This window comes from Citreicoccus inhibens (assembly GCF_019039035.1).
Lineage (GTDB): Bacteria > Myxococcota > Myxococcia > Myxococcales > Myxococcaceae > Citreicoccus > Citreicoccus inhibens.
Map to the genome: position 1 here is coordinate 1 of NZ_JAHNZT010000034.1, position 24,263 is coordinate 24,263.

Consider the following 24,263-nt stretch of genomic DNA (forward strand, 5'->3'; position numbering starts at 1 on the left):
CCGCCGCCGCGCCGGCCCCTCCCGCCGCATCCCCCAGCGCCCGGCCCGCCGCGCCCGCCTCAGCAGCCCCCGCGCCCGCCGCGGGAGCTCGGCCCGGCGTTACGCCGGCGCGCACCACGCATCCCTCCATGCCGGCGGCCTCGGTACCGGGCGCGGAGGCCCGAACGGGCGCTCCCGCTTCAGCGCCCACCGCGGAGGCCCGGCCCGCCGCGCGCGCCATCCCCGTCTCGCGCACGGGCCCCACCGCGGGCCGTGAGCTGGCCCTGTTGCTGGATGAGGCGCGGCGCTCGGGAGCGAGCGACCTGCATGTCGTGGCGGGCCGACCCGCGCTGTTCCGACTGGTGGGCGAGCTGCGGCCACAAGGCGCCGTGCTGGAGGCCGCCACCGTGGAGCGCATGCTGCTCCCCGTGGTGCCCGAGCGACTGCGCGCGGTGCTGGAGAAGGACGGCAGCTGCGACTTCGCGCTCGACTCGGCCGAGACGGGACGCTTCCGCGTCAACGTGGGCCGCCAGCGCACGGGCCTCAAGGGCGTCTTCCGCGTCATCAGCCGCGAGGTGCCCACGCTGGAGTCGCTGGGCCTGCCGATGGACATCGCGAAGGCCACGCACCACCACCAGGGCCTCATCGTCATCACCGGTCCCTCCGGCCACGGCAAGACGAGCACGCTGGCCGCCATCGTCGACATCATCAACCGCGAGACGACGCACCACGTGCTCACCGTGGAGGACCCCGTCGAGTACCTGCACCCGCGCAAGCGCGCGCTCATCAGCCAGCGCGAGGTGGGCAGCACCACGCGCACCTTCGCCAGCGCGCTGAAGGGCTCGCTGCGTGAGGACCCCGACGTCATCGTGGTGGGCGAGCTGCGCGATACCGAGACGGTGCGCATGGCGCTCGCGGCCAGCGAGACGGGCCACCTGCTCATCAGCACCATGAACACGCCGAGCGCGGCGAAGACCATCGACCGGCTCATCGACTTGTTCCCTCCGGCGGATCAGCAGCAGGTGCGGCTGTCGCTCGCCAGCGGCCTGCGCCTCATCGCGAGCCAGCGCCTCATGGCGAGCGCGGACGGCAAGTCCCTGGTCGCCGCGTCCGAGGTGCTCCCCGGCTCCGTCGCGCTGGGCAACCTCATCCGCGACAACAAGACGTACCAGATTCCGTCGCTCCAACAGCGCGGCAAGTCGCTCGGCATCATCCGCTTCGAGGACTCGCTGGCGGACATCGTGCGCGCGGGCAAGGTCTCGCTGGAGACGGCGAAGGGCTTCGCCGAGAACCCCGAGGAGTTGGAGGCCGTGGTGACCGGCAAGCGAGGCGGCGTCAGCGTGGCGCCGCCCCAGACACCGCAGGAAGGTGCGCGGATGCTGTCGAAGATGGGCTCGCTGCTCGGAAAGAAGGGGGCGTGACATGAGCGCCACGCCGCGAATCGCCTCCTGGTTCGACCAGCTCCTGGAGAAGAAGGGCAGCGACCTGCACCTGAGCGTCGGCTATCCGCCCATGGGCCGCATCCGAGGCGAGCTGACGCCCCTGCGCGAGGAGGCCCTCACGGAGGCCGAGCTGGAGGGCCTGCTGTTCGAGATCGTCTCGCCCGAGCAGAGGCGGCAGATCGTCGAGGAGTTGGACCTCGACTTCGCCTATGGCTACGAGACCAAGGCCCGCTTCCGCGCCAACTACTTCTACAAGATGACGGGCCTGGCGGCCGTCTTCCGCACCATCCCGAGCAAGGTGCTGACCCTCGAGGACCTCAAGACGCCCGAGGTGGTGCGCAAGCTGGCCGACCGCCGCAGCGGGCTCGTGCTGGTGACGGGCCCCACGGGCAGCGGCAAGTCCACCACCCTGGCCGGGATGATCAACCACATCAACCAGACGCGTCCCGCGCACGTGCTCACCATCGAGGACCCGGTGGAGTTCGTGCACGAGCCGCTGAAGGCTCAGGTCACCCACCGCGAGGTCGGGCCCCACGCCTCGAGCTTCGCCACGGCCATCCGCTCCGCGGGCCGCGAGGACCCCAACGTCATCCTCATCGGCGAGTTGCGCACCAATGAGACGATGAAGCTGGCGCTCCAGCTCGCGAGCTTCGGCGTGCTCGTGTTCGCCACGGTGCACACCAACAGCGCGCCCGCCACCATCGACCGCATCATCAACGCCTTCCCCGCCGACGAGCAGGGGCAGGTGCGAGGCATGCTCGCCGAGAGCCTCGCGGGCATCGTCGCGCAGCAGCTCATCAAGACCGCGGACGGCAAGGGCCGCGTCGCGGCGCTGGAGATCCTCATCGGCAGCAGCGCCATCGCCGCGATGATTCGCGAGGGCAAGGTCTTCCAGATCGCCTCCAAGATGCAGGCAGGCCAGGGCCAGGGCATGCAGACGCTCGACATGCACCTGGAGCGGCTGGTGAAGGACAACGTCATCACGCCCGAGTCCGCGCTGGAGAAGGCCGCCGACAAGGAGAACTTCGTGAAGGTCATCCAGCGCCTCAAGCCCGACTGGGAAATCCCCGAGTCCGCGAAGGCCTGACCTCCTTCGCCCACTCAAACTCCGCGAATTCGAAACGCCCCCGCAAACCCAAGCAGGGGTGTTCACGCCGTGCGGGGCCAACGCATTGCATCCCCTCCAGGAATCGTCTTTTGTTCGGTTTCACACCAATGCGCCCGTGGTTCACGGGCACCACCTTTGGAGGGGGAATCCATGGATGAGCAGCAGCAGTTGGAGATGATTCAGGCGCAGCAGGCGGCCGGCGGTATCGGCATCGTGGGCGGCATCATCTATCTCGCCGTCATTGGCCTGATGATCGCCGGGCTGTGGAAGACGTTCGCCAAGGCCGGTGAGCCGGGCTGGGCCGCCATCGTCCCCATCTACAACATCATCGTGATGCTGAAGATTGTCGGCCGGCCGATGTGGTGGTTCGTGCTCCTCATGATCCCCTGCGTGAACTTCATCGCGCTCATCATCCTCGGCATGGATATGGCGAAGTCGTTCGGCAAGAGCACGGGCTTCGGTCTGGGCCTCGGGCTGCTGGGCTTCATCTTCTACCCGATGCTGGGCTTCAGCGACGCCAACTATCAGGGTCCGTCGGCCACGGCGTAAGCCGCGCCCTGATACACCCACGCTTCATGCGACGGCGATGGAGGGCACCGGGCCCTTCATCGCCGTTCGTGTTCCCAGGGATGCCCACCACCGGGGTCCGAGTCATCCGGAGGCACTTGCTCCGCCCCCCCGTCCTCGCGATGCCACGAGCCCCCGTCTGGCGCGACCGGCGCCATGGGTTCACCGCTCGCGGCGGGCCCCAGGACAATCGGGTCGCACGCCCCCAGCACCAGCCCAGTGGCGAGACAGCAAAAGAACAAGCGGCGAAGGGGCGCCACGGACATGGGGTTCGCGCGGCATGGGGGCAGCGAGGGGCCGCACCCTGCATACGCACCCAGGCCCATTTTCGGGTCGCTCGAGCGCCGCTCAGCGCACCAGACGGACGGGACCGTTGAACCAGCGGTTCAGCTCCGTCACGTCATCCAAGCGGTGCGCGGGCGGGAGGCTGGACAGGAACACGCGGCCATAACCCTTGGTCACGATGCGTCGGTCCAACATGGCGACGATGCCTCGGTCCGCTTGCGTCCGGATGAGCCGCCCGAAGCCCTGTCGCAGCGCGAGCGCCGCCTGCGGGAGTTGATACTGCTCGAAGGGCTCCTCGCCTCGCGCTTCAAGCTGCCGGATGCGCGCGGCGACCAGCGGGTCTCCCGGCGACGCGAACGGCAACCGGTCGATGATGACCAGGCTGAGCGCATCCCCGGGCACGTCGACACCCTCCCAGAAGCTGTGCGCCGCGAACAACACGCTCGGCGTCGAGCGGAAGGACTCCAGGAGCTGGGCCTTCGGGCGCTCGCCCTGGAGCAGCGCGGGAACCATGAGCCGCCCCGCCACCAGCTCATACGCGCGCACCATGTTCCGCAGGCTGGTGAAGAGCACGAAGGCGCGCCCTCCCGTCACCTGGCACAGCTCCAGAATCTCCTCCGAGGCCGCCTCGATGAAGCCGGGCGCGCTGGGGTCCGGCAGGTGCGTGGGCAGGTACAGCGCGGACTGGCGCGGGAAGTCGAACGGGCTGGGCACGGACAGCGTGCGCACGCGAGCCACCGGCTGGCCCTCGTCGTCGTACATCCCCATGCGGCTGGCGAAGAAGTCGAAGCGGCTGTCGGCCGCGAGCGTGGCCGAGGTGAACACCACCGTGTCCACCGCGCCATACAGGCGCTCGCGAAGCTCCTTCGCCACGTCGATGGGACTGGCGCGCAGGAACACGCCCCGGCCTCGCGACTCCGCCCAATACACGTGGTCCGCGGACTCGGCCTTCTCCAAGAAGGAGAGCTGCTCGACCATCTCCTCGCCGCGCCGGTGGATGGCCGCCAGCTCCGGCTCGCGCTCCCCCGCCGCGAAGGACGCGAGCGCGGCAAGCCCCTCGCGCACCTGCTCCATCGCGCCGGACAGCTTCGCCAGGCTCTCCGGCCGCAGCGCCACGGACGACTCCGCGCCCGACAGGCCCAGCGCGCGCGGCGCCTGATTGAAGAAGGCCTCCGCGTGCGTGCGCACCCGAGCGGCCAAGGCTGACAGCGTGGTGTGTCGCTCGTCAGTGGCGGGCAGCAACGCGGAGGCGTCGCGCGCCAGCTCCTCCAGCCGGAAGTTCGAGACGCCGTAGCCGAAGTTGCCGCTGGCCGCGTCCTCCAACGCGTGCGCCTCGTCGAAGACGACCGCGTCGTACCAGGGCAGCACGCCCTCCACGCGCTTGCCCGAGCTGCGCAGCGACAGGTCCGCGAAGAACAGGTGGTGGTTGACCACCAGCAGATCCGCGGCCTCCGCGGCCTTGCGCATGCGCGTGACGAAGCACGTCTCATACAGCGGGCAGCGCGAACCCAGACACGTCTCCGAGGTCGTGGACAGCCGCGACCACGCGCCGAACGACTCGGGCAGGTCCAGTTCGGCCCGGTCCCCCGTCTTCGTCTCGCCCACCCACGCCTTCAGCCGGGGCCACTGCCGAGCCTCCTCGCGCGAGGGGAACTGCGGGTCCTTCGCGAAGGACTCGTAGCGGTGCAGGCACAGGTAGTTGCTGCGGCCCTTGAGGTACGCGGCCTCGAACTTGAGGCCCATCTTCTCGCGCAGCAGCGGCAGGTCCTTGAAGAAGACCTGATCCTGCAGCGTCTTCGTCGCGGTGGAGACCACCACGCGGCGCCCAGACAGCAGCGCGGGGACCAGATAGGCGAGCGTCTTGCCCGTGCCGGTGCCCGCCTCGGCCAGCAGGTAGCTGTGCTCGGAGAAGGCCCGCTCCACGGCGCGCGCCATCTGGAGCTGTTCCGGACGGTGCTCGTACGCGGGCAACGCTTCCTGTAGGGCGCCACCGGGGCCCAACAGACTGTCGACGGAGAGCGATGGAGTGGCGGAGAGGGACATGCGCGCGAGCCGGTGCGCCAGAGGAAGCGCCCGGCCGGTCAAGATAGCAGCGGGACCCGCTTCCGGCGCGTTCCTGACCGCACATCCGCGCCAGGCCCTCGCGCCCGCCCGCTCAGCGGGGGGCCAACAGGTGGGGACTACGGTCCGCCGAGGAACGCACCGGCAGCGAAGTGGATGGCCATCATCGTGAGCACCAGCGCCACCACCAGGGTGATGCCCATCATCACCGCCTTCGCGCGACGCGCGGCCAGCGGCACCTCCGCGTGCGTCATCTCCGCGGAGGAAGCGGTGGCGGCGCGACGCACGACCTCCTCTCGCCCGCGCCGCGCCTGCGCATCCTCGGGAGCCTGCGCCAGCTGAAGGCGATACAGCCGCCCCGCCATGGCCAGCTCGCCTCGCGCCAGGGCCTGCGCCAGCCATTGCTCGTGCGCGTCCCAGTCCGCCCATCGCTCGCGCAGCGCCCGCCAGCCCTGGGCCAGCACCTCCGAGGGCCGATGCTCCTCCGCCAGGAAGTTGGCGTAGACGAGTCCGCACGCCGCGCAGGACTCACGGTCCTCGCGCCGAGGGGACACGCACTTGGGACAGAAGCCCGGCGGAGCACTGAAGTCATCGCGCACCGGGGCGCCGCCCGTCGCGACAGCGGTCGCGTCCTCCGTGCGCACCACGCGCAGCGCGGGCACGCTCGGGCGAACTGACGGCTCGGCGGGCGTGGGCGTGGCCACCGCGGCCACGGCCTCGGGCTGAGCGGCGGCCACCGTCAGCGCGGCGCGGCTCTCCGCTCCGCAGCGACCGCACGCGACGACGAGCGCGCCTGCTTCGACGCGGAAGACTTCCAATGGGACCAACCGCTCACAGGCCTCGCACTGGAACTTCATGACATCACCGTCCGCAAGGGAATGGGCATGGCACACCCGATGAGCGCCAGCAGGCAGATGGCGCATATCCATTGACGACCTCGGCTCAATGGCTCGCGCGGTTCAATGACTTCCGGATGGCCGAACCCCACCATCTTGCTCGTCACCACCAACCACAGCCCCCAGGACGCGGTGGCGAACACCGTGAGGAACAACAGCAACAGGGCCACGCCCTGCCCCACCCGACGCGCGCGAGAACCCAGCACCGCGAAAGACAGATGTCCGCCGTCGAGCTGTCCCACTGGCATGAGATTGAGCAGCGTGACCAGCAATCCAAACCATCCCGCGATGACCACGGGATGCACGGCCACATCCTTGCCCTCCGGCACCGGCCCCACCGCCAGGCGCGTGAGCCCCTTCATGAGCAAGCTGTCACCGAACAACGTCTGAACCTGTCGCAGCGGCGCCTCGGGCGGCGGCGGCGCGTGCGTCAGCTTCGCGACGAGCCAATGGAACAACTCCGTTCCCAGCACCCACAGCGACGACTCTCCGGGGAAGGGCGACGCCACCGACGGCGCATCCACCACCGCCGAGTGCCGCAGCCCCCAGTAGAGGATGGGCAGCGCCACCACCAGCCCCGCGAGCGGCCCCGCCGCGCCAATGTCCACCAAGGCATTGCGCGAGGGAATGCGGCTGCGGATCCGGATGACCGCGCCCAGCGTGCCCAGACTGCCCGGCACCGGCAGCGGGATGAAGTACGGCAACGACGTGTCCACGCCGTGGATCCGCGCCAGCACGTAGTGCCCCATCTCGTGCGAGCCGAGGATGGCCAACAGCGACAGGCTGAAGGCCAGCGCTTGCGCGCCATCCTCGGGACGCAGGCCCGCTTCGGTGAACGGAAACGAGCCCGTGAAGAGCACCAGATACGCGAGGAACGTGGTGCCCACCGTCAGCACGAACAACAAGACGTGCAGCCAGAGCCGGGCATAGGGACGGGCAACGGAGACGGAGTCCATGGACAGGTGAAGCCTCGGCGGGTGGCGAGCAACAGGAGCGATGTAATTCAACGCGACCAGGCTTTCAGCACAGCCTGGAATGAGACGGGGACGGGTCTTGACAGACAGTTGACATCTGCTACGAAACCCGGCCGCTTGAGGTTTCATCGAACGGCTGGGCGCCTGCCCAGGCCGCCCAGCCACCTCGCAAGCGCTCAACTCTTAGTTTTTAAGGGAGCGAACAACCATGAAGAAGCTCATCCTGTCCGCCGTTCTCGCGAGCAGCCTGGTGGGTTGCACCAGCGTCGAGTCCGCCGTTGTCTCCGGCAGCGAGATCGCCGCCAATGGCGAGGCCGTGGCTGTCGTTCAGGCCAACGCGCTGGGTCTGACGGCCATCTTCCACATCATCGACATCGTGCAGAGCGATCTCGACACCGTGGTGAACAAGCTCCTCATCACCGAGGCCAAGGCCATGGGCGCCTCCAAGGTTGACCTGAAGGGCGCCTCCACCACGCCCCGTCACGGCATCTACGCCCTGTTCGGGACCATCATCGGCGTGACCAGCTCCTCCGCCACGGGCGTCGCCGTCAAGTAGTCCGCTCCGCCTTTCCTGGCGGATAAGAAAGGCCCCCTGGAAACAGCGGGGCCTTTGCTTTTTTCTGGGTCCCTCATGCGTCTTCTTCTCCTGCTGTCGTGTGTCGCACTCGTCGCCTGTCGCTCCCGCTCCGCCACGGAGGAGCCCGGCGCGCTGCTGTCGCAAGCGCGTCAGCGTCTGGCCGAGCGCGACGCGAAGCTCGCCCACTACCGACTGGAGGGCACGCAGCGAGAGGGAGACAGCGCGCAGGCGTCCTTCACCTTCACCTATCGCGCGCCCCAGCGAATGCTGGGCACGGTGACGGCGCCGATGTCTCGCACGGTGGCCTGGGATGGCACGCACCTGTTCGAGAAGCTCGATGAGCCCAAGCAGTTCACCACCTTCGCCAATGAGCTGCCTCCCGAGAAGCTGTCGGGATTTCTCACCGAGGTGTTCGCGCCCTTCGTGCCCGAGGGCTTCCGCGCGCCGCTGCTGCTGCGCAGCGTGACCGCGAAGCGCGTGACGCACGCGCGCGCCAGGGACGCCGTGGAGCTGTCCATGAAGCTGGAGGGCGCCGAGGCCGAGGGCCTGGAAGTGGCCTACGTGCTGCGTTGGCCCACGCTGGACTTCCTCGCCAAGCGCACGCACGCGCCCGACGGTGGCACGTCCGAGGTGCGCGTGGAGGACGAGCACTGCGATGCGGCGCTCCAGCTCTGCGTGCCGCGTCGGCTGACCCGTTGGGTGGATGGCAAGCAGGTAGGAGAGACCTCGCTCTCCCGAGTGGACCTCCAGGCCGCCCTGCCCAATGACACGTTCACCCTGGTGGCGCCGGCGGGCTACACCGCGCAGAGCCGCACGCTCGTGGAGAGTGGGGCGGCCAGCTCGGACGGCGGTTGACCCATCCCCCACGCGTCCCCACCTTCCGCCGGGGGGAGGTGCCGCATGGTGGAGAACGTCATCTTCGACGTGGATGGGACCCTGGTGGACTCGGTGGACGAGCACGCCGAAGCATGGCGCCGCGCGTTCCTGCACTTCGGTCGGGACATCCCCTTCGCCCATGTCCGCAGCCAGATTGGAAAGGGCGCGGATCAGCTCCTGCCCGTCTTCTTCAGCGAAGAGGAGCTGGAGCGCATTGGCAAGGAGCTGGAGGACTACCGCTCCGCGCTGTACCTGCGCGAGTTCCTCCCCAAGGTCCGGGCCTTCCCACGTGTGAAGGAGCTCTTCCAGCGGCTGCGCCAGGAAGGCCGCCACCTGGCCTTGGCCACCAGCGCGAAGGGCGACGAGCTGAAGCACTACGTGAAGCTGTGCGGCATCGACGGTCTGTTCGAGGCGAAGGCGAGCCAGGACGAGGTGGACCAGAGCAAGCCGCACCCGGACATCTACGAGGCCGCCCTGGCGCGACTGGGAAAGCCCGCGCCCGCCGCGACGGCGGTGGTGGGCGATGCACCGTATGACGCTCTCGCCGCGACCAGGCTGGGACTGTCCACCGTGGGCATGCTGTGCGGCGGCTTCTCGCGCGAGGACCTGAACGCCGCGGGGTGTCGCACGCTCGTGAAGGACCCGGAGGCCCTGCTGCGCCGCTTCGAGTCCAATCCGCGAAGCTGGCCGTGGGAGGAGACGCGCGCCGAGGCCACGAGCAAGGACGAAGGCCGCCGCTGAGGTCCTCATGCGCGGTCGGGTGCCGAGACCTGCCCGAGACGCTTCGGAGCCCAACCCCTGGACCATGAACCGGGTCATGCGCGTGGAGTCTGCCCTCCTGCGACCTGCGCGGGCGCGCGTGAGGGCTTGAGGTGTCACTGAGTCGAGACACATGGGCCCTCGGCGGCCTTCACCGCCGAGGGCCTCGTCACGAGCCCGCGCCACTATCTGCGCGAACCGCGCCGCTTCGTCATGCTTCGGCCCCGCGATGCGGTGGCGCGCCTGGCGCCGCGACCGGAGACCCGTGAGCGCCGAGACGTCACGCGCTTGCCCGCGGTTCCCGCGCGCGCCGTGGACTTGCGCCCCATTGTGCGCGTGGCCCGCCGAGGACTGGCCCGCGTGGAGCGACGCGCCGTCGTCCGCTTGCGCGCCGCGGTCGCCTTGCGCGCCGTGCGCTTGCGCGCGGCCGCCACGGACCGCCTGCGGCCCGACACCCGACCCGCCTTGCGCGCGTTCTTCCGCGCGGCGGGACGCCGACGCGCCACCTTCGCCCTGCTTCCGGATCCACCCTTCATACCGCCCCCCGTGAGCTTGTTGACGGTGGCCCAGGCCCGCGCCACGGACGTGCTCTCGTCAACTCCTCGCTGCTCGTAACCCTGCTCGATGTCCCGAGCCATTCGCTGCTGCCTGTTCGAGTACTTCGCCTTGCTCCCTCTCGCCATCCCCACCTCCTGCCCATGCACCCCGCCGGTCGGTATGGAACCAGCGTCGCTTGCAAGGTGTTCAGCCCTCCGCCTCGGCGGAAGTGCGCATGTCACTTCCTCTGTCCACATGGGAACGGCCGCCCCCACACCTGGCCCTCGCGCGCGTGCGTGCACACCCTGTGGGCACGACACCCGTGAGGAGGAGCCACCCTGGAACCCGCGCTCATCGAGCCTCCCCGTCGCCGCCCCCTGGACGAGGGCCCCGCCATCCTGGTGGTCAACACCCGCTCACGCTCCGGCCGCGAAGCCTTCGCCCAGGCACGCGAGCGGCTCGCCGCGCTGGGGGTGACACTCCAGTCCTCGCATGCGCTCGCGACGCCGGAGCAACTGCGCGCGGTGCTGGAGCAAGGCATTCACGGCGGCGTGCGTCGCATCCTGGTGGGCGGCGGCGACGGCACGGTGAGCCATGCCGTGGGCGCGCTGCTGGGCCGAGACGTGACGCTCGGAGTCCTACCCCTGGGCACGGGCAATGACTTCGCCCGCTCCCTGGGAATCGCCGACTCGATGGAGGCGGCCTGCGCGGTCATCGCGAGAGGCTACGCGGCGCGCGTGGACGTGGGGCTCGCCAACGGGCGGCCGTTCCTCAACGCCGCGAGCGTGGGGCTGACGGCGGGCATCGCCCGGCGGCTCACGAAGCGCCTCAAGCAGCGCGCGGGCAAGCTCGCGTATCCCGTGGCCGCCGCCGCGCAGGTGCGCGACCTGCGTCCCTTCCACCTGCGCTTGCAAGCCGACACCGAGATGCTGGAGCTGGACGCGCTCCAGCTCGTGGTGGGCAATGGGCTCTTCCATGGCGCCGGCAACATGGTGGCGCCCGATGCCACGCTGGATGACCGGCTGTTGCATGTGTATGCCGTCGCGGCGGCGTCCTCGGAGGGTGGAAGGACTGGCACGGGCCTGGGCTACTTGCAGGACGTGGCCACGCTGGCGCGCGTGGCGCTGGGGCTGCGCACCGGCGAGCATCCCGAGCACCCATCGGTCATCACGCTCCGCACCGCGCGGCTCTACGTGGAGACCCAGCCGGCCCTGGAGGTGAACGTGGACGGCGAGCTGGGCTGCCGCACACCGGTGCGCTTCGAGGTGGCCCCCGCTGCCCTTCGCGTCTACGCGCCCGCGCCGCACTGAGACGCCGGGTGGGGTTCTCGCGAGCGTGAGACTTCTGGCCTAGGCTCGGTGTTCACCGTGGCGGTTCCCCGCCGCTCGACGGAGGACGAGCCCGTGCGCCAGCGTTCCCGCCTCCCACTCCTCTTCGCCGGCACCTTGGGCTGCGCGGCGATGCTGCTCTTGTGGCTGCGCATGCCGCCACCGGGCTCACCCAGTCTTCGGCCTCACGTCACCGCCACGCTCGACCCGAATGCGCGCGGGGCCGTGCCCGCCCATGACGAGACCCAGCGACTCGAGCCCACCGCGCCGGAGACACGGCGGGCCGCGCCGGGCACGGTGGGCGCGGGCTTCCGCGAGGAGCAGGGCCGCGTCGCCATCGCCTGGTTGATTCCCAATGGGCCCGCGGACCGCGCGGGGGCACACGTCGGCGCATGGTTGCTCGCGGTGGATGGACAAGAAGTCCGCGACGCACAGGAAGCCGAGGCCCGCACGTTCGGTCCACCCGGCACATCGGTTCGACTCCAGGTCCGAGACGACAGCGGCACGGAGCGCGAGGTACGGGTGTCTCGCGCGGACTGACCTCGCGGTCCGTTGCGCATGCATGGCATGATCGCCACGGGCCGGAGGGGTGATGTCCATGTCTGGGTTGGGTTGGGGTTGGTTGGCGAGTGTGGTCGTCATGGCATCGGGTGGAACAGCGCCGGAGGAAGCAACGGCTGCGAATCCACCCTCGGAAGCACGCACCACGCAGGCCCTCACGGGGCACGTGGTGTCTGGGGAGACGAAGCAGTCCTTGCCCGACGTCGTCGTGACCGCGACGTCACCTGTGCTCGCGGAGCCGCGCACCACGGTGACGGACGCCGAGGGGAACTTCCGCATCGAGGATGTGCCGCCCGGCATCTATGCGCTGCGCTTCGAGCACAGCGAATACAACCCATGGCTCCGAGAGGAAATCATCCTGCGGCCGGGGCGCACCCCGCGCATCAACTCCGAACTGTTCCAAGGCTCCGAATCTTACGTCGCAATAGGGCCCTGCAGCGTGGCCGTCGACAAGGACCAGTCGACGACCCGCGAGGAAATATTGGAGAGTGAGCGCTGGCGCTTCGAGCGGGCTCGACCGTCGGCCCAGAGCACGCCGTTCCGTTCGCTGGACCGCGTTCTCGACGTAACGCCGGGCGTGACGAGCGAGGCATTGGGCCTCACCATCCACGGCGCCACGGCCTTCGAGAATCACTATCTGCTCGACCGCCTCACCACCAACGCCCCAGCCACGGGCGCCAATGCGCTGCCGGTGGACACGGAGTTCCTCAGAAACGCACTCATCATCACGGGCGGTCCCAAGGCGGAGTCTGGTCAACACCTGGGCGGAACTGTCGAGGCAATCACGCGATGGGGCGAGCACTCTCTTCGCGGTACCATCTTCAGCCACTGGGTCCCCAGGGCGCTGGGCAGCACCTCCGCCTCGAACCGAGTCCTCCAATATCAAGCGGACTTTGGCGCCACCATCGCGGGCCCCCTCCTCGAGAACAAGCTGTGGTTCCTCGCGGGCGTCGCGCCCGCGTTCCTTCGCACCTCCGATTCGACGACCCCGTTCACGGATCAGCGCGGGATCCAAGCGCTGGCCAAGCTGACCTATCTGACCAACGCCCATCATCTCCTCACCCTGAGCACCCTCATGACGTCAGCTGAGTCCTCGGCACCTTCCGCGGAAGCGACGGAGACGCATGATCTCGCCAGGCTCACCTCGCTGAGCTACTCCGGGGCAGCGATGGAGCAGTTACTCTGGTTCGACGTCAATGCGGGCTGGCTCCATCTCCAAGACACGGCCTCGTCGATTGAGCACACCCAGGAGCGCTATCAAGTGCACTCCAGCGTGCTGGTTCTCCCGCGTGGCTCTCCAGCCCTGCTGAAGCACATGTTCATAGGAGGATTGGATGTGGAGGCCCTGCGAGATGCGCCTGCCCCGGCGCTCGTCACGAGCCAGCTCGTCGGCGGCTATGTGCAGGATAAATGGTACCTCCTCGACTTTCTGACCCTCGACGCGGGCCTCCGCTACGACGCCCAATGGCTGAAGCCAGCCGTGGGCGAGACGTCGCTTCGAGTCGCGAATACCTTCTCGCCTCGGCTGGGATTCTCGCTGGATCCACTCCGCAACTATCACTCGCGGTTCTTCGCTCACATCGGGCAACTCCAGGCCCCGCTTCCGCTCGGACTGTTCGCCGAGGAGAACACCACGGCCGACCCCAGCCTCACCGCGCCCACCGCGCGCGAGTTCGTCACGGGCCTGCAATACGAGGCCCTCAGGAACATCGTCCTGGGCGCCACGTTCACGCATCGCGAGTGGCGCAATGGACTCCAAGCGCTCACTCGCGATGACGGCACCACCGCCATCGTCAACCCGGGCACGGGACTGGGCGTGGACCTGGCCCGCTCGACGCGCCGCTACGACGCGGTCACGGTGGAGATCTTCCGGAGCCCGTTCGAGGAGTGGGACGGGCGCATCAGCTACACATGGTCACGGCTCCGCGGGAACTCCCCGGGCCTGCTGCCGCTCGCGGAGCTGCGCGCCGAGGCAGACCGCGCATCGCTCTCATCGGAGCGACTGCTGTCCACCGACCGCACGCACGTGCTCAAGGCCTCCGGCCACCGGAAGATTTCGTTCTCGCAGTCGACCTCGGCACAGGTGGGGTTCGCGTACTTCGGGGCCTCGGGGACTCCCGTCGCGGGCACGGCGCGGCGCCTTCCTTGGCTCCAGTCGCTCGATGCCCATGCCGACGCGCGCTACGCGCTCACGCCGACCACCTCGGTGACGGTGGGCCTGGATGTCTTCAACGTGCTCAACGCGCAGGCCGAGACACGGCTCGACGCGCAGGGGCTGCCGCTCCAGTACCAGCCCCCGCGACAGGCTCGGCTCTCCGCGCGGTGCGACTTCTGAGCGCCGTGCGCGCGGCGCCTACGCCTTCTCCAGCACGCGCGAGAGCACCTGCGCGGTGAAGTTCACCAACGGAATCACGCGCCGGTAGTCCATGCGCGTGGGGCCGATGACGCCCACCGTGCCCAGCACCTGCTCTCCCGTGCCGTACGGGCTCGCGATGACCGTGACGTCCCCGGCCGCGGAGAACTCGCTCTCCGCGCCGATGAAGACGTGCATCGCGTTCGTGCGCTGCACTCGGTCCAACAGGTGCAACAGCTTGTGCTTCTCATCCAACGCGCGGAACAGCGCGCGCATCCGCTCCACGTCCGCGAACTCGGGCTGCTCCAGGAACGAGCCCGTGCCTTCAATCAACACGCGCTCCGGCGCCTGGAGGTCCGTGGCCGCTGCGCCCAACCGCAGCGCCTTCGCCGTCAGCGCGTTGTAGAGCGCCTGCTCCTGGTCCATCTCCACCCGGATGCGCTCGCGCGCCTCCTCCAACGGGACCTCGCGCAGCAGCTCGGACAGGTAGTTGCTCGCCTTGATGAGCTCATCGGAGGTGAGCGGGAAATCGACCGTCAGCGCCTTGTTGTGCACCTGTCCGTTGTGGCCCACCAGGATGGCGAGCACCCGGTCCTCGCGCAGCCGCACGAACTCGATGCGCTGGAACACCGCCGCATCCGGTCGCGGCGCCAGCACCACGCCCGCGTGCCGCGTCAACGAGTGCAGCACCCGGCTCGCCTCCGACAGCACGTCGCCCAGGTGCGTGTCCAACACCAGCCCCGCGTGGATGAGTTCGCGGTCCCTCGGCGTCGGGTCTCGCAGCTTCACCAGCGTGTCCACGTAGAACCGATAACCCCGGTCCGTCGGGACGCGGCCCGCCGAGGTGTGAGGCTTTTCCAGGAAGCCCAGGGCTTCGAGGTCCGCGAGCACGTTGCGCATGGTCGCGGACGACACGTCGAACTCGGCCTTGCGCGTCAGCTGCTGACTGCCGACAGGGCCGCCCGTGGTGATGTACTCCTGCACGACGGCGCGCAGGACTTCCTTTTCGCGGTCTCCCAGCTCCTCGGACATCCCGGTTCACACTCCGGAGCCGCGACCCGGCTCGCATCATGCGCCGTGGCTCCAGCGAAAGTGTAAAGGGGCACCACCGCGTGGGGCAACGGGCAGGCGGCGAGCCGGGCCCTCCCCCGCGGCGCACCTGGGTGTGGCAATGCGCACATCGCGGGCGCGAAGGTCGGACGCTAGAAGACCGCCGCCCGTGTCTACCTCCGCTCCCGCCCCCTCGACGCCCGCCCCGGTTGCCCCCACCTCAGACGTCGCGCCCGCCGGGGCGCAGCGAGGATGGCTGCTCTTCTGCTTGTTCGCGCTGTACGTCATCTGGGGCTCCACCTACCTGGCCATGAGGTGGGCGCTGGTGAGCTTCCCGCCCTTCCTGATGGCAGGGACGCGCTTCCTGACGGCGGGCTCGCTGCTCTTCGCGGTGATGTGGCTCAGAGGAGCGCCGCTGCCCTCCCCGCGGCAGTGGGGGGCGTCCGCCCTCATCGGGTTCCTGCTGCTCGTGGTGGGCAACGGCGGAGTCGCGCTCGCGCAACACCTGGGGGTGCCCTCGGGGGTGGCCGCGGTGCTGGTGGGCAGTGTGCCTTTGTGGGCCGCCCTCTTCGGCGGGGTGTTCGGGCAGTGGCCGGGCCGCGCGGAGCTGGGCGGGCTGGCGCTGGGGTTCGCGGGCGTGGTGGTGCTCAACCTGGGAGGCGACCTGGGAGGTCACCCGCTGCCCATGCTCGCGATGCTGCTGGCGCCGCTGAGCTGGGCGTTCGGCTCCGTGTTCAGCCGCCGCCTGCCGCTGCCCCAGGGCTTGATGGCCACCGCGGCGCAGATGCTGTGCGGCGGCGCGATGATGCTGGGCATCAGCCTGGCGATGGGCGAGCACCTGACGGGAGTGCCCGAGCCGCGCGCGGTGCTGTCGTTCTTCTATCTCGTGGTCTTCGGCTCGCTGGTGGCCTTCAGCGCGTATGGCTACCTCTTGCGCCATGCGCGGCCCGCGCTGGCGACGAGCTACGCCTACGTCAACCCGGCGGTGGCGGTGCTGCTGGGCGTGGGGCTCGCGGGCGAGTCCCTGCGCCCCGTCACCTGGGTCGCCATGGCGACCATCCTGGTGTCGGTCATCCTCATCGCGCGCCGCAAGCGCTAGCCACGCCGAGTCGGTCAGCTCGCGGGGGGCGGCCCGTTGCCCACGTGCGGCGAGGGCGCCTCCGTCTCGCGCGGGAGCCACACGTGGAAGGCGGAGCCCTTGCCCAGGACGCCCGCGGACTCCACCCAGATGCGTCCGCCGTGCTGCTCGACGATGCCCTGGCTGATGGTGAGCCCCAGGCCCAGGCCGCCGTACTTGCTGCCGTGCGCGCGACCGAAGCGCTCGAAGATGAGCGCCTGCTTCTCGCGGGGAATGCCCACGCCCTGGTCCTGCACGACGAGGTGCACGCCCGTGTCGCCATCGCGCAAGAGGCGCACCCGCACCTGTCCGCCTTCGGGCGAGTAGCGGATGGCGTTGGACAGGAGATTGGTCAGCACCTGTTCCACGCGCCCGCGGTCCCACGTTCCTTCCAATGACTCGGGGCCCTCCACGGTCAGCTCGTGGGCCTGGGACAGCACGGCCATGCGGTCGCGCGTCTCGTTCACCAGCGTGCGCAGGTCGAACCGCTCCAGCTCCAACGACAAGCGGCCCGCTTGCAGCCGGCTGATGTCGAGCAGGTCCTCCACCAGCTTGGCCATGCGGTCGATCTGCCGGTTGATGATCTTCAGCGACTTGCCCGGCCCGGCCTCGGTCTGCCCGCCCAGCTTGAGCAGCGCGAGGTGCGCGTGGCCCTTGGCCGCCGCCAGCGGGGTGCGCAGCTCGTGGCTCGCGGCGGCGAGGAAGGCGTCCTTGGCCTCGCTGGCCAGTCGCAGCGCCGTCTCCGCGCGCTGACGCTCGGTGATGTCGCGCGCCACGGAGATGAAGCGGCCGGGCCCCTCGTCGCCGGGGATGAACTGGAGCATCACCTCCACCGGCACCTCCGAGCCGTCACGTCGCCGGTGCGTGGTGGTGTACGTCTGCGAGGGCAGCGTGCCGGACATGAGCGGCGCGAGGAGCTTGCGGAAGCCCTCTTCGTCGAAGGCGCTCTCCACGTCGAGGATGCCCAGCCCCATCAGCTCCTCGACGGTGCCATGGAGCTGACGGGCCGCGCCCGCGTTGGCGTAGGTGAGCGTCAGCGAGTCCGGCGAGAACATGAGGACGCAGTCGAGCGTGGCATCCAGCGTGGCCTTGAAGCTCGCCAGGGATTGCTCGGCGCGGCGCTTGTCGTCGATGTCCGTGGCCACGGCGAGCCACCCCGCCACCCGGCCGTCCTCGTCCCGCTCCGGCACCGCGCGCGCCATGTGCCAGCGGTACACGCCATCGAAGCGCTTGAGGCGGAACTCCCGCTCCACGCGCAGGCCATGGCGCACCGCCTGGGTCCACGTGGTGCGCAGCCGCTCGCGATCCGCGGGGTGGACGTCCTCCAGGAAGGTGGCCAGCGACAGGGTCCGCTCACTGTGCCGTCCCGTGTAGTCGCGCCACGCGCGGTTCGCATACGTGAGCGTTCCATCCGCGCGCGCGGCCCACATCGCCTCGGGCAGGGACTCGGTGAGCCGGCGGTAGCGCAGCTCGCTCAGTTGCTCCAGCGCCTCGCGCTCACGCTGACGCAGCAGCGCGCCCTGGCGTTGGATCTGCTGCTCCTTGAGGAACAGGTCCACGAAGACGCTCACCTTCGAGCGGAGGATCTCCGGATCGAACGGCTTGAGGAGGTAGTCCACCGCCCCATGCGCGTAGCCCTTGAAGACATGGTCCGCGTCGCGGCTGAGCGCGGTGAGGAAGATGATGGGCGTGGTGCGGGTGCGCTCGCGCTGCTTGATGAGCGAGGCCGTCTGGAAGCCATCCATGCCCGGCATCTGCACGTCCATCAGGATGACGGCGAAGTCCCGATGAAGCAGGTGCTTGAGCGCCTCCTCGCCGCTGGTGGCGCGCACGAGGTCCTGACCGAGCGGCTCGAGGATGGCCTCGAGGGCAAGCAGGTTGGACGGATGGTCGTCCACCAGCAGGATGCTGGCGCGAGACACCGCGGGCGGATTTCCCGCGCCTTCCTGGCCGTGTTCATTGGGCGTCATACCCACCCTCAGGCGCTCACCCAGAGGCGAATGAGCTCCAGCAGCTTGTCGGTGTCCACGGGCTTGGGCAGGTAGTCACTGGCCCCCGCGGCCATGCACTTCTCCCGGTCATCCTTCAGGGCCTTCGCGGTGACGGCGATGATGGGCAGGCTGGCGTAGCGAGGGTCCTTGCGGATGGCACGCATGGTTTCGTACCCGTCCAGCTCCGGCATCATCACGTCCATCACCACCACATCGACGTCACGGTGCTGCTCCAGCATTTCAATGGCGGCACGCCCGTTCTCCGCGAAGGTGACCTGCATGCCGTGGTTCTCCAGCACGCTGGTGAGCGCGAAGATGTTGCGCATGTCATCGTCCACCACGAGCACCTTGCGGCCCGCGAGCGTGGCATCGCCCTCGTCTCGGTGCGCGAGGGCGGCGCGGGCGCGCTCGGGCAGGTTCTGGTCCAGGCGGTGGAGGAAGAGCGCGGTGTCGCTGAGGAGCTGATCCGGGCTCTTGACCCCGCTCTTGAGGATGACGCTGCCGGTGTAGCGGCGCAGCCGGGCCTCGTCCTTCGGCGTGAGCTCGCGGCCGGTGTAGACGACGATGGGCAGGTCGCGGAAGCGCGCCTGGGTTTTCACCTCCTCCAGCAGCTTCATGCCGTCCATGTCGGGCAGGAGCAGGTCGATGACGAGGCAGTCGAACTCCGCCTCCTCCAGCTTGCTCAGCGCCTCGGCGCCCGTGGCCACGGCGGTCACCTCCACGTCCCCGCCCTCGCTCAGCAGCTTCACCAGGCTGTCGCGCTGCACGTCGTCGTCCTCGATGACGAGCAGGTGGCGCGTCTTGCGTTCGAGGAAGCGCGAGAGCTGACCGAAGGCCCGCTCCAGGCCCTCCTTGCTCACGGGCTTGGTGAGGTAACCGAAGGCGCCCTGGGAGTTGCCCAGGTTCTTGTCCATCACGCTGATGATGTGGACCGGGATGTGGCGTGTGCGCGGGTTGCGCTTGAGCCGGTCCAACACGCTCCAGCCGTCCACCACGGGAAGCTGGATGTCCAGGGTGATGGCGTGGGGTTGGAACTCATTGGCCATGGAGAGGCCGCTGTCGCCTCGCGTGGCCACCAGGGCCTTGAAGCCCTTCTCGCGCGCCATCTGCACCATGATGCGCGCGAACTTCAGGTCGTCCTCGATGATGAGCAGGACGCGATCCCCCTCGCGGATGTGCTCGCGGTCGTCCTCCACCGCGGCGAGGGGAGGCATCACGTCCGAGTGCGGCGGGAGCGCGGTCTCCACCACGTCCGGCGCGGCGAACGGCCCAGGCGTCGCGACGGGCGGCTCGCTTGCGCGTGGGGGCTCGGACAGGCCGTCCTCCTCCAGGCCCTGGTAGTCCTGCGGCAGGAACAGGGTGAAGGTGCTGCCCTTGCCCGGCTCGCTGCGCACGTGGATTTCGCCGCCGAGCAGCTTGGCGATCTCCCGGCTGATGGACAGGCCCAGGCCGGTGCCGCCGTACTTGCGCGCGGTGGAGCCGTCCGCCTGCTGGAACGCCTCGAAGATGAGGCGCTGCTTGTCCCGCGCGATGCCGATGCCCGAGTCCTCGACCTCGAACGCGAGGACGGTGGGCGCGCGCATGAGCACCTCATGGTCGAAGCGCGCGGACGGCTCGGCCCGCATAACGGTGAGCTTCACGCCCCCCGAGTCCGTGAACTTGAAGGCGTTGGACAGCAGGTTCTTCAGCACCTGCTGGAGGCGCTGGGGGTCCGTGCGGATGTGGCGCGGCGTGCCGGGCTGCACGTCCACCGTGAAGTCGAGCCCCTTCTGCTCGGCCACGGGCCGGAAGCTGCGGTCGAGGAACTGGTTGAGCTCCGCGAGCACGATGTCTCGGGGCTCCACCTGCATCTTCCCCGCCTCCACCTTGGAGAGGTCGAGGATTTCATTGATGAGGCTGAGCAGGTCCCCACCCGAGGTGTAGATGGTGTTGGCGTACTCCACCTGCTTGCTGCTGAGGTTCCCCTCGCGGTTGTCCGACAGCAGCTTGGCCAGGATGAGCAGTGAGTTGAGCGGCGTGCGCAGCTCGTGGCTCATGTTGGCGAGGAACTCGCTCTTGTACTTGGAGATGATGGTGAGCTGCGCGGCCTTGTCCTCCAGGCTCACGCGGGCCAGCTCCACCTCGCGGTTCTTCTCCTCCACGCGGGCGTTCTGGTCCTCCAGTTGGAGCGCCTTCTCCTCCAGTTCGATGTTGGTGCGTTTGAGTTCCTGCTGCTGGAGCGTGAGTTCCTGCGACTGGCTCTGGAGTTCTTGCGTGAGGCGCTGCGACTCGGACAGGAGCTGCTCCGTGCGCATGTTCGCCATGATCATGTTGAGGACCACGCCGATGCTCTCGGTGAGCTGATCCAGGAACAGCTGATGGATGGTGCTGAAGGGGTGGAAGCTGGCCAGCTCGATGACGGCCTTGATTTCGCCCTCGAAGAGCACGGGCAGGACGATGATGTTGAGCGGCGCGGCCTCGCCCAGCCCGGAGGAGATGGTGATGTAGTCGGCGGGCACCTGGGTGAGCAGGATGGTCTTGCGCTCCAGGGCGCACTGCCCCACCAGCCCTTCGCCCAGGCGGAAGCGGTTGGTGAGCGACTTGCGCTCGCGGTACGCGTACGTGCTGGTGAGCTTGAGGGTGGGCTGGCCGCCGTCTTTATCCACGAGGAAGAAGGCGCCGTGGTGCGCGGACACCAGCGGGGTCAGCTCGCTCATGATGAGGCGGCTGACAGCGTCCAGGGACTTCTGGCCCTGCATCATGCCGCTGAACTTCGCCAGGTTCGTCTTGAGCCAGTCCTGCTCCTGGTTCTTCTGCGTCGTCTCGCGCAGGTTGACGATCATCTGGTTGATGTTGTCCTTGAGCGCGGCGACCTCGCCCTCGGCGGACACGGTGATGCTGCGGGTCAGGTCGCCCTTGGTGACCGCGGTGGCCACGTCCGAGATGGCGCGCAGCTGGCTCGTCAGCGTGCCGGCGAGCTGGTTCACGTTGTCGGTGAGCTGCCGCCACGTGCCGCGCGCGCCGGGCACGCGGGCCTGTCCGCCCAGCTTCCCCTCGATGCCCACTTCGCGCGCCACGGTGGACACCTGCTCGGCGAAGGTGCCCAACGTGTCCGTCATGTTGTTGATGGTCTCCGCGAGCGCGGCCACCTCGCCCTTGGCGTCCACGATGAGCTTCTGGGTGAGGTCGCCGTTGGCCACCGCCGTCACCACGCGCACGATGCCGCGCACCTGCGTGGTGAGGTTGGAGGCCATGAAGTTCACGTTGTCCGTGAGGTCCTTCCACGTGCCCGCGACCCCGGGCACGCGGGCCTGTCCGCCCAGCTTCCCCTCGACGCCCACCTCGCGCGCCACGGTGGACACCTGCTCGGCGAAGGTGCCCAGCGTGTCCGTCATGTTGTTGATGGTCTCCGCGAGCGCGGCCACCTCGCCCTTGGCCTCCACCACCAGCTTCTGCCGCAGGTCGCCCATGGCCACCGCCGTCACCACGCGCACGATGCCGCGCACCTGCGTGGTGAGGTTGGAGGCCATGAAGTTCACGTTGTCCGTGAGGTCCTTCCACACGCCGGACACGCCCTTCACATCCGCTTGTCCGCCGAGCTTGCCCTCGGTGCCCACCTCGCGCGCCACGCGCGTCACCTCGGACGCGAACGAGTTGAGCTGATCCACCATGGTGTTGACGGTGTTCTTCAGCTCCAGGATTTCGCCGCGCGCATCGACCGTGATCTTCTTGGACAGGTCCCCGTTGGCCACCGCCGTGGTCACCAGCGCGATGTTGCGCACCTGACTGGTGAGGTTGGAGGCCATGCTGTTCACGTTGTCCGTGAGGTCCTTCCACACGCCCGCCACGTCCTTCACGTCGGACTGGCCGCCCAGCTTGCCGTCCGTGCCCACCTCGCGCGCCACGCGAGTCACCTCGGACGCGAAGGCGCGGAGCTGATCCACCATGGTGTTGATGGTGCTCTTCAGCTCGAGCATCTCGCCTCGAGCCTCCACGGAGATTTTCTGAGAGAGGTCGCCGTTGGCCACCGCCGTGGTCACCTTTGCGATGTTGCGCACCTGGTCAGTGAGGTTGCCGGCCAGCACGTTCACGTTGTCCGTGAGGTCCTTCCACACGCCCGCGACCCCGGGCACCGCGGCCTGTCCGCCCAGCTTGCCCTCGGTGCCCACCTCCTTCGCCACGCGCGTCACCTCGGACGCGAAGCCGCGCAGCTGGTCCACCATGGTGTTGACGGTGTTCTTCAGCTCCAGCACCTCGCCCTTCACGCTGACGGTGATCTTCTGGGACAGGTCGCCGTTGGCCACCGCCGTGGTCACCTTGGCGATGTTGCGCACCTGGTCCGTGAGGTTGCCGGCCAGCACGTTCACGTTGTCCGTGAGGTCCTTCCACACGCCGGACACGCCCCGCACATCCGCCTGTCCGCCCAAGCGCCCCTCGGTGCCCACCTCCTTCGCCACGCGCGTCACCTCGGACGCGAAGCCGCGCAGCTGGTCCACCATGGTGTTGAGCGTGCTCTTGAGCTCCAGCACCTCGCCCTTGGCGTCCACGGTGATCTTCTTGGAGAGGTCCCCGTTGGCGACGGAGGTGGAGACCTCCGCGATGTTGCGCACCTGGGCCGTGAGGTTGTTGGCCATCAGGTTCACGTTGTTGGTGAGGTCCTTCCACGTGCCCGCGACGCCCGGCACCTCCGCCTGGGCCCCAAGCTTCCCCTCCACGCCCACCGTGCGCGCGACGTCTGTCACCTGCTGCGCGAAGATGGACAGCGTCTGCGTCATCCCGTTGAGGGTGTCCGCCAGCGCGGCGATCTCCCCCTTCGCCTCCATGGACAGCTTCTGGGAAAGGTCGCCGTTGGCCACCGCCGTCACCACGCGCACGATGCCGCGCACCTGGCTGGTGAGGTTGGAGGCCATGAAGTTCACGTTGTCCGTGAGGTCCTTCCACACGCCGGACACGCCCCGCACATCCGCCTGTCCGCCCAGCTTCCCGTCGGTGCCCACCTCCTTCGCCACGCGCGTCACCTCGGACGCGAAGCCGCGCAGCTGGTCCACCATGGTGTTGAGCGTGCTCTTGAGCTCCAGCACCTCGCCCTTGGCGTCCACGGTGATCTTCCGCGAGAGGTCGCCGTTGGCCACCGCGGTGGAGACCTCCGCGATGTTGCGCACCTGGGCCGTGAGGTTTCCGGCCATCAGGTTCACGTTGTCCGTGAGGTCCTTCCACACGCCGGACACGTCCTTGACGACCGCCTGTCCGCCCAGGTTTCCGTCGCTGCCCACCTCGCGCGCGACGCGCGTCACCTCGGCGGCAAACGAGTTGAGCTGATCCACCATCGCGTTCACGGTGGTGCCGATGCGCAGGAACTCGCCCTTCACGGGCTGACCGTCGATCTCCAGCGCCATCTTCTGGGTGAGGTCGCCCTCGGCCACCGCCACCAGCACGCGCGCGACCTCCGTGGTGGGCTGCACCAAGTCGCCGATGAGCGCGTTGATGGACTGGACGCTGGTGGCCCAGTCGCCCCGCACGTCGCCCAGCGACACGCGCTCCGCCATGCGCCCCTCACGCCCCACCACGCGCGCCACCCGCACCATCTCGTGGGTGAGCTGGGCGTTGAGCGCCACGTGGGCGTTGAAGGCCCGGGCGATCTCCGCCATCACCGGGTCGGCCGTCTCGACGGGCAGGCGCACCCCGAAGTCGCCGTCATGCACCGCCCGCAGCGCCGTGAGCAGCGCCTGGAGTGGATGGGGAGCCCCCTTGCCCGCGCCCGTCGCGGCGCGCTTCCTTCCAGGGGAAGTCCTGCCGGCCTTGTTCTCGTCCACGGCTGAAACC

17 protein-coding genes are annotated in these 24,263 nt (G+C 69.0%); 11 read left to right on the top strand and 6 right to left on the bottom strand.

All coding sequences use genetic code 11. The features are described 5' to 3' along the window. The 3 genes from KRR26_RS28975 to KRR26_RS28985 all read left to right on the top strand — a co-directional run. The coding region (locus tag KRR26_RS28975) for a type IV pilus twitching motility protein PilT (RefSeq protein WP_217081385.1) at window positions 1-1,400 on the top strand (1,400 nt) is incomplete at its 5' end. A gap of 1 nt (window position 1,401) precedes the next feature. Then, the gene (locus KRR26_RS28980) at window positions 1,402-2,508 is read left to right on the top strand and encodes a type IV pilus twitching motility protein PilT (protein ID WP_120209115.1); all 1,107 of its coding nucleotides are present in this window, start codon (window positions 1,402-1,404) and stop codon (window positions 2,506-2,508) included. A 171-nt stretch (window positions 2,509-2,679) separates the two neighbouring features. Beyond that, window positions 2,680-3,078 (top strand): DUF5684 domain-containing protein, encoded by a 399-nt coding sequence (locus KRR26_RS28985; RefSeq protein ID WP_217081386.1) that lies wholly within the window; start codon window positions 2,680-2,682, stop codon window positions 3,076-3,078. A gap of 366 nt (window positions 3,079-3,444) precedes the next feature. Here the strand turns inward: KRR26_RS28985 and KRR26_RS28990 are convergent, their stop codons facing one another. The 3 genes from KRR26_RS28990 to KRR26_RS29000 form a co-directional block, all read right to left on the bottom strand. Further along, complete coding sequence (locus KRR26_RS28990) at window positions 3,445-5,424, bottom strand: ATP-dependent DNA helicase (RefSeq protein ID WP_120209216.1); 1,980 nt, start codon at window positions 5,422-5,424, stop codon at window positions 3,445-3,447. A 137-nt stretch (window positions 5,425-5,561) separates the two neighbouring features. Further along, on the bottom strand, window positions 5,562-6,299 hold the full coding sequence (locus KRR26_RS28995) for a hypothetical protein (protein WP_217081387.1): 738 nt from the start codon (window positions 6,297-6,299) through the stop codon (window positions 5,562-5,564). Further along, window positions 6,296-7,294 carry a site-2 protease family protein gene (locus KRR26_RS29000; RefSeq protein ID WP_120209113.1) on the bottom strand — a complete coding sequence of 333 codons (999 nt, stop codon included), beginning with the start codon at window positions 7,292-7,294 and terminating at the stop codon, window positions 6,296-6,298. The genes KRR26_RS28995 and KRR26_RS29000 overlap by 4 nt, the downstream gene beginning before the upstream one ends. Before the next feature lie 226 nt (window positions 7,295-7,520). Here KRR26_RS29000 and KRR26_RS29005 point away from each other — a divergent pair, with 226 nt between their 5' ends. From KRR26_RS29005 to KRR26_RS29035, 7 genes are all read left to right on the top strand, one after another. Next, window positions 7,521-7,868, top strand: a complete 348-nt coding sequence (locus KRR26_RS29005; protein WP_120209112.1) for a hypothetical protein — start codon at window positions 7,521-7,523, stop codon at window positions 7,866-7,868. Window positions 7,869-7,943: 75 nt separating this feature from the next. Further along, on the top strand, window positions 7,944-8,744 hold the full coding sequence (locus KRR26_RS29010; RefSeq protein WP_217081388.1) for a hypothetical protein: 801 nt from the start codon (window positions 7,944-7,946) through the stop codon (window positions 8,742-8,744). A gap of 45 nt (window positions 8,745-8,789) precedes the next feature. Next, window positions 8,790-9,506, top strand: a complete 717-nt coding sequence (locus tag KRR26_RS29015; RefSeq protein ID WP_120209110.1) for an HAD family hydrolase — start codon at window positions 8,790-8,792, stop codon at window positions 9,504-9,506. Between the two features lie 231 nt (window positions 9,507-9,737). Further along, window positions 9,738-10,139 carry a hypothetical protein gene (locus tag KRR26_RS29020; protein ID WP_217081389.1) on the top strand — a complete coding sequence of 134 codons (402 nt, stop codon included), beginning with the start codon at window positions 9,738-9,740 and terminating at the stop codon, window positions 10,137-10,139. 323 nt (window positions 10,140-10,462) lie between these two features. Next, on the top strand, window positions 10,463-11,371 hold the full coding sequence (locus KRR26_RS29025; RefSeq protein ID WP_328707232.1) for a lipid kinase: 909 nt from the start codon (window positions 10,463-10,465) through the stop codon (window positions 11,369-11,371). Between the two features lie 93 nt (window positions 11,372-11,464). Then, complete coding sequence (locus KRR26_RS29030) at window positions 11,465-11,929, top strand: PDZ domain-containing protein (protein WP_328707233.1); 465 nt, start codon at window positions 11,465-11,467, stop codon at window positions 11,927-11,929. 100 nt (window positions 11,930-12,029) lie between these two features. Beyond that, complete coding sequence (locus tag KRR26_RS29035; protein WP_217081390.1) at window positions 12,030-14,285, top strand: TonB-dependent receptor; 2,256 nt, start codon at window positions 12,030-12,032, stop codon at window positions 14,283-14,285. 18 nt (window positions 14,286-14,303) lie between these two features. On the opposite strand, the gene hrcA is transcribed toward KRR26_RS29035, so the two are convergent. After that, the gene (gene hrcA / locus KRR26_RS29040; RefSeq protein ID WP_217081391.1) at window positions 14,304-15,335 is read right to left on the bottom strand and encodes a heat-inducible transcriptional repressor HrcA; all 1,032 of its coding nucleotides are present in this window, start codon (window positions 15,333-15,335) and stop codon (window positions 14,304-14,306) included. Window positions 15,336-15,522: 187 nt separating this feature from the next. On the opposite strand from hrcA, the gene yedA reads away from it, so the two are divergent. Continuing rightward, window positions 15,523-16,452: a drug/metabolite exporter YedA gene (yedA, locus tag KRR26_RS29045; protein WP_233577352.1), complete on the top strand. Its 930-nt coding sequence runs from the start codon at window positions 15,523-15,525 to the stop codon at window positions 16,450-16,452. Window positions 16,453-16,466: 14 nt separating this feature from the next. Here the strand turns inward: yedA and KRR26_RS29050 are convergent, their stop codons facing one another. Both KRR26_RS29050 and KRR26_RS29055 read right to left on the bottom strand, forming a co-directional pair. After that, window positions 16,467-18,440, bottom strand: a complete 1,974-nt coding sequence (locus KRR26_RS29050; protein ID WP_217081392.1) for a hybrid sensor histidine kinase/response regulator — start codon at window positions 18,438-18,440, stop codon at window positions 16,467-16,469. Window positions 18,441-18,448: 8 nt separating this feature from the next. Beyond that, the gene (locus tag KRR26_RS29055; RefSeq protein ID WP_217081393.1) at window positions 18,449-24,253 is read right to left on the bottom strand and encodes a HAMP domain-containing protein; all 5,805 of its coding nucleotides are present in this window, start codon (window positions 24,251-24,253) and stop codon (window positions 18,449-18,451) included. Window positions 24,254-24,263 lie beyond the last annotated feature (10 nt).

Coding starts and splice junctions, on each gene's coding strand:
- KRR26_RS29035 (WP_217081390.1), top strand. CDS start 12,030: ATGGCATCGGGTGGAACAGCGCCGGAGGAAGCAACGGCTGCGAATCCA.
- hrcA (WP_217081391.1), bottom strand. CDS start 15,335: ATGTCCGAGGAGCTGGGAGACCGCGAAAAGGAAGTCCTGCGCGCCGTC.
- KRR26_RS29010 (WP_217081388.1), top strand. CDS start 7,944: ATGCGTCTTCTTCTCCTGCTGTCGTGTGTCGCACTCGTCGCCTGTCGC.
- KRR26_RS28985 (WP_217081386.1), top strand. CDS start 2,680: ATGGATGAGCAGCAGCAGTTGGAGATGATTCAGGCGCAGCAGGCGGCC.
- KRR26_RS29050 (WP_217081392.1), bottom strand. CDS start 18,440: ATGACGCCCAATGAACACGGCCAGGAAGGCGCGGGAAATCCGCCCGCG.
- KRR26_RS28990 (WP_120209216.1), bottom strand. CDS start 5,424: ATGTCCCTCTCCGCCACTCCATCGCTCTCCGTCGACAGTCTGTTGGGC.
- KRR26_RS29020 (WP_217081389.1), top strand. CDS start 9,738: ATGCTTCGGCCCCGCGATGCGGTGGCGCGCCTGGCGCCGCGACCGGAG.
- KRR26_RS29000 (WP_120209113.1), bottom strand. CDS start 7,294: ATGGACTCCGTCTCCGTTGCCCGTCCCTATGCCCGGCTCTGGCTGCAC.
- KRR26_RS29015 (WP_120209110.1), top strand. CDS start 8,790: ATGGTGGAGAACGTCATCTTCGACGTGGATGGGACCCTGGTGGACTCG.
- KRR26_RS28980 (WP_120209115.1), top strand. CDS start 1,402: ATGAGCGCCACGCCGCGAATCGCCTCCTGGTTCGACCAGCTCCTGGAG.
- KRR26_RS28995 (WP_217081387.1), bottom strand. CDS start 6,299: ATGAAGTTCCAGTGCGAGGCCTGTGAGCGGTTGGTCCCATTGGAAGTC.
- KRR26_RS29005 (WP_120209112.1), top strand. CDS start 7,521: ATGAAGAAGCTCATCCTGTCCGCCGTTCTCGCGAGCAGCCTGGTGGGT.